The organism is Paraburkholderia sp. (assembly GCF_026225065.1).
Lineage (GTDB): Bacteria > Pseudomonadota > Gammaproteobacteria > Burkholderiales > Burkholderiaceae > Paraburkholderia.
The window spans coordinates 1-5,285 of record NZ_JAMFSB010000263.1; the positions used below are offsets into that span (position 1 = coordinate 1).

The 5,285-nt window shown below is 61.4% G+C and carries 4 protein-coding genes and 2 tRNA genes; 3 read left to right on the forward strand and 3 right to left on the reverse strand.

Annotated elements, in window-relative coordinates; translation table 11 throughout:
* Positions 1-211 (forward strand): FAD-linked oxidase C-terminal domain-containing protein (locus M0954_RS19070; protein ID WP_297354906.1); only part of this gene is annotated, 211 nt, incomplete at its 5' end.
* Between the two features lie 134 nt (positions 212-345).
* On the opposite strand, the gene M0954_RS19075 is transcribed toward M0954_RS19070, so the two are convergent.
* Positions 346-1,440: a tartrate dehydrogenase gene (locus M0954_RS19075; protein ID WP_297354908.1), complete on the reverse strand. Its 1,095-nt coding sequence runs from the start codon at positions 1,438-1,440 to the stop codon at positions 346-348.
* 109 nt (positions 1,441-1,549) lie between these two features.
* Here M0954_RS19075 and M0954_RS19080 point away from each other — a divergent pair, with 109 nt between their 5' ends.
* Positions 1,550-2,476, forward strand: a complete 927-nt coding sequence (locus M0954_RS19080) for a LysR substrate-binding domain-containing protein (protein ID WP_122154479.1) — start codon at positions 1,550-1,552, stop codon at positions 2,474-2,476.
* Positions 2,477-2,620: 144 nt separating this feature from the next.
* Here the strand turns inward: M0954_RS19080 and M0954_RS19085 are convergent.
* Both M0954_RS19085 and M0954_RS19090 read right to left on the reverse strand, forming a co-directional pair.
* Positions 2,621-2,707: transfer RNA gene (locus M0954_RS19085), tRNA-Leu, on the reverse strand.
* Positions 2,708-2,929: 222 nt separating this feature from the next.
* Positions 2,930-3,016 (reverse strand) — tRNA-Leu (locus M0954_RS19090).
* A 274-nt stretch (positions 3,017-3,290) separates the two neighbouring features.
* On the opposite strand from M0954_RS19090, the gene rnr reads away from it, so the two are divergent.
* Positions 3,291-5,285 (forward strand): ribonuclease R (gene rnr / locus M0954_RS19095; protein ID WP_297354911.1); only part of this gene is annotated, 1,995 nt, incomplete at its 3' end.

Consider the following 5,285-nt stretch of genomic DNA (forward strand, 5'->3'; position numbering starts at 1 on the left):
GATGGACGGCTCGACAGTGGACGCGCTCGATCACTGCGTCTATGCGCTCGTGCAGGCCATGGACGGATCGATCTCGGCGGAGCACGGCAGCGGGGCGCTGAAGCGTCCGTATCTTGGTTGCACGCGCGGCGATACGGAAATCGCGCTGATGCACCGCATCAAGGCGGCGCTCGATCCGCTCGGCATCCTGAATCCCGGCAAGGTGCTGTGACGGGCGGGGCGGGGAATCCGCCGCCGGGACTGGATCGAGCGGGTCGCAAGGTGCTCGCCGCCGCCGTGTCCCTGCCGGTTATCAGGGGGGTGCGGGCCGTGCAATCCAGGCTTCGGCGGAGCCGCTGAAGCGGGTTAGGCCGCGTTGGTCGAGGGCGCCGCGGCTCTTTCAATGAACGAGCAGACGGCCGCTGTCACCTGTGCGGTCGTTGCCGTGCCGCCAAGGTCACGGGTGTGCAGCGACGCGTCAGCAGTCACCGCTTCGACGGCTTGCATCACGCGTTTCGCCGCGTCGAATTCGCCCAGATGTTCGAGCAGCATCACAACCGACCAGAACGTGCCCACCGGGTTGGCCAGTCCCTTGCCCATGATGTCGAACGCGGAGCCGTGGATGGGCTCGAACATCGACGGATAGCGGCGTTCCGGGTCGATATTGCCTGTCGGTGCAATGCCGAGACTGCCGGCGAGTGCGGCGGCGAGGTCGCTGAGGATGTCGGCGTGCAGATTGGTGGCGACGATCGTGTCCAACGTGGACGGGCGGTTGATCATGCGGGCGGTCGATGCGTCCACCAGTTCCTTGTCCCATTTGACGTCCGGAAATTCCTTCGAGACCTCCCGTGCAATCTCGTCCCACATCACCATGGCATGACGCTGCGCGTTGCTCTTCGTAATGACCGTCAGCAATTTGCGCGGACGGGACTGCGCGAGACGGAACGCAAAACGCATGATCCGCTCGACACCTGCGCGCGTCATGATCGACACATCCGTCGCGGCTTCGATGGGGTGTCCCTGGTGCACGCGTCCGCCTACGCCGGAATATTCGCCTTCCGAGTTTTCGCGGACGATGACCCAGTTCAGGTCCTCGGGCTTGCAGCGTTTGAGCGGTCCATCGATGCCCGGCAGGATGCGGGTCGGACGCACGTTAGCGTACTGGTCGAAGCCCTGGCAGATCTTGAGGCGAAGACCCCACAACGTGATGTGATCGGCAATGTCAGGATCCCCGGCTGAGCCGAACAGGATCGCGTCCTTATCGCGGATCGCGTTGAGCCCGTCGGCGGGCATCATGACACCATGCTCGCGGTAGTAGTCTCCACCCCAGTCGAAGTTCTCGAATTCGAATGCGAACGACCTCGTCGTCTTTGCCAGTGCTTCGAGGACCTGCGCGCCGGCGGGTACGACCTCCTTGCCGATGCCGTCGCCGGGGATGGTCGCGATGCGATAGGTTTTCATGTCTCCGTCCGTTGGGTGCTATGCAAGTGAATGAACTTTACCTATCTTCCGACATAAAAACCGGTGCTATGCTCAAAGCATCTTTAACTTTCATTCACAAGTGAAAGCCATGCGAGATACGGTCGATCCGTCGGATTTGAGCTTTTTCTCGACACTTGCGGCGTCCGGCAGCCTGAGCGCCGCCGCGCGGGAACTAGGACTGACGGCAGCTGCTGTCAGCAAGCATTTGACGCAGATGGAAAGCCGCGCGGGTGTAGTACTGGTCAACCGCACGACGCGGCGGATGATGCTCACGCCGGAGGGCGAGCTTTACCTCGAGCACGCGCGCCGGATTCTCGACGAGATCGACGAACTGGCCGAACTGCTGGGTACCGCGAAGAAAAGTCCGAGGGGATTGCTGCGCGTGAACGCGACGCTTGGTTTTGGGCGCAGCCATGTCGCCCCTGCGGTTTCGCGTTTTGTCGCGAAGCATCCGCAAGTATCGGTTCAGCTTCAGCTATCGGTCACGCCGCCTCCGCTGACGGACGATACGTTCGATGTCTGTATCCGCTTCGGCGAGCCGCCCGATACGCGGGTGGTCGCACGTCGTCTGGCAACGAACCGGCGCTTGCTGTGTGCCGCGCCTTCGTACATCGCCTCACGTGGAATGCCGATGACTGCGCACGATCTGACGCGGCATAACTGCATCGGCATCCGCCAGGGCGACGAGGCATACGGCGTGTGGCGTCTGACTTCGGGCAAGGGCGCATCACGTAAAACGGAGGCCGTGCGTATCAACGGCACGCTGACGACGAATGATGGGGAAATCGCAGTGAAGTGGGCGCTCGAAGGACACGGCATCCTGATGCGGGCCGAGTGGGACATCAAACAGTATCTGGCTGACGGTTCGCTGGTGCCCGTATTGCCTCAGCACGACACGCCGAACGCGGATATCTTCGCCGTCTATTCGCAACGGCTTCAGATGTCCAACAGGATTCGCGCGTTTGTCGATTTCATTGCCGAGGATCTTCGAAGCGAATCGGGCGAACCGGGGTGAAAACGCTGACCCAGTCATTCGGAGCCCGACTCCATCTGCCGGCATACGATGCCGTTGCTGGTCCGAGCAGGCAAAAAAAGACCCCGTAAGACGTTGATCTTATGGGGTTTCTCGAACTTCTGCGGCTTACGCCGGAACAACTGATGGTGCCCAGGAGAGGACTCGAACCTCCACGGTGTTGCCACCGCTAGGACCTGAACCTAGTGCGTCTACCAATTCCGCCACCTGGGCACATTTTCAAGCTAAAACGCTATTTTAACGGGACGATTCAGCGTGTCAATGGGGCTTCAACAATCGCTTCATTGCACCGCCGGGACCTGCAAGTACCGAATCGAGCTCGATACTGACTCCCGTACTGCCGATACTCCACTATTCATTCGAAGCAACTTCAAACGAACCGCAAAGCTCCACACAAAAAGTAAAGCCGCTCGGAAGCGGCTTTACTTTTGAATCTGGTGCCCAAGAGAGGACTCGAACCTCCACAGTGTTGCCACCGCTAGGACCTGAACCTAGTGCGTCTACCAATTTCGCCACCTGGGCAGGTGTCTGTACAGCAGAGACCGCTATTATAGCGACAGCTTCAAAGCTGTCAAGCATTTCGAGAACGCCCCCGCATGGCGTCGGATTGCGGTTCGCAGCAAGGATCGCAGCAAGTATTGACACGCCGCTTGGCGCGCAATACGGGTGTTAGAATGCCTCGCAGTAGTTTCGTTGGCACGGTGCCCAAGCCCGTCGGACTCAACCTTGAATGAGCCAGACCCGAGCAGTCAACCGCAGGTGCAACAGAGCCGCGTCATAACGCCGACCGACGTCCATGCAACGAGAAAAAATCATCGACAAGCCCTTGAGCAAATATCCGTATCCGATTCCGAGCCGCGAGGAAATCCTCGGCGTGCTCCGCACGAGTGAAGCGCCGCTTGCAGCGAATGACATTGCCGAAGCGTTGTCGATCAAGCGCCAGGAGCGCGAAGGGTTTTTCAAGCGTCTCGCGGCCATGGAGCGAGACGGCCAGATCCGGCTCGATCAGCGCAATCTCTATCAGCTCACACATCCGTCCAATTTCGTCGGCGGCCGCGTACAGGGCCATCGCGACGGCTTTGGCTTTCTCGTGCGCGACGACGGTCAGGACGATCTGTTCCTGCCCACCGGCGAGATGCAGAAGGTCATGCACAATGACCGCGTGCTCGCGCGGATCGTCGGCTATGACCGGCGCGGGCGGCCCGAAGGCCATATCGTCGAAGTCACGGACCGCGCCAACAAGCGCGTGATCGGGCGCCTCCTGAACGAGAACGGTGCGCTGATCGTCGCGCCCGAAGACAAGCGCATCGGCCACGACATCCTGATCACGCAGAACACCAAGAAGGCCAAGGTCGGCCAGGTGGTGGTGGTCGAACTGACGGATTTCCCGAGCCGCCATTCGCAGCCGCTCGGCCGTGTGGTGGAAGTGCTGGGCGATATCGACGATCCCGGCATGGAAATCGAAATCGCCGTGCGCAAGTACGGCGTGCCGCACGAGTTCAGCCAGGCTGCGCTCGACGACGCCGCGAGGCTCCCGGACGAAGTGCGTCCCGTGGATATTCGCCATCGCGTCGACCTGCGCGATGTACCGCTCGTCACGATCGACGGTGAAGACGCCCGCGACTTCGACGATGCGGTGTACTGCGAGCCGATCACGGTCGGCAAGGGCGACGGTTTCCGCCTGATCGTGGCGATCGCCGATGTCTCGCACTACGTGCATCCGAAGAGCGGTCTCGATGTGGATGCGATCGAACGCAGCACCTCGGTCTACTTCCCGCGCCGCGTGATTCCGATGCTGCCGGAGAAGCTCTCCAACGGCCTGTGTTCCTTGAATCCGCACGTCGACCGCTGTGTGCTGGTGTGCGACATGGTGATCACGGCGCGTGGCGAGATCAAGGCTTACCAGTTCTATCCGGGTGTGATGCACTCGTCGGCGCGCCTGACCTATACCGAAGTCGCCGCGGTGCTGAAGAACACCAAGGGACCGGAAGCAACGCGCCGCGCCGCGCTGTTGCCGCAACTGCAGAATCTGTATGGCGTGTACAAGTCGCTGTTTGCAGCCCGGCAAAAACGCGGCGCGATCGACTTCGACACCACTGAGACCTACATCGTCTGCAATGCGCAGGGCAAGATCGAGCAGATCATCCCGCGCACGCGCAACGACGCGCATAAGCTGATCGAAGAATGCATGCTGGCCGCGAACGTCTGCGCAGCCGACTTCATGAAGCGCAACAAGCACCCGGGCCTGTACCGCGTGCACGCCGGACCGACCGCCGAAAAGCTCGAGAACCTGCGCACCTTCCTGCGCGGCATGGGCCTGACGCTGGGCGGCGGCGACTCGCCGCATGCAAGCGACTACGCCGCGTTGATGGCGCACATTCGCGACCGGCCCGACGCGCAGATGCTGCAGACCATGTTGCTGCGCTCGATGCAACAGGCTGTCTATAGTCCGGACAATATCGGCCACTTCGGTCTCGCGTATGAGGCGTACGCGCACTTTACGAGTCCGATCCGGCGCTACCCCGATCTGCTGACGCACCGTGCGATCTACGCGGTCCTGCAGGGTCGCAAGTACACGCCGGAAGCGCCGCATGGCGTCGATCTGAATACGGCCCTGTCGCCGCGCGCCCGCACGATGCAGCAGGCCGACGACGAAAAGCGCGGCCGCACGCGTTCGAACAACGTGGCGATCTGGGAAGAACTCGGCCTGCATTGCTCGGCCAACGAGCGTCGTGCGGACGAAGCCTCGCGCGACGTCGAAGCCTGGCTCAAGTGCTACTTCATGCGCGAC

Coding starts and splice junctions, on each gene's coding strand:
- M0954_RS19075 (WP_297354908.1), bottom strand. CDS start 1,440: ATGAAAACCTATCGCATCGCGACCATCCCCGGCGACGGCATCGGCAAG.
- M0954_RS19080 (WP_122154479.1), top strand. CDS start 1,550: ATGCGAGATACGGTCGATCCGTCGGATTTGAGCTTTTTCTCGACACTT.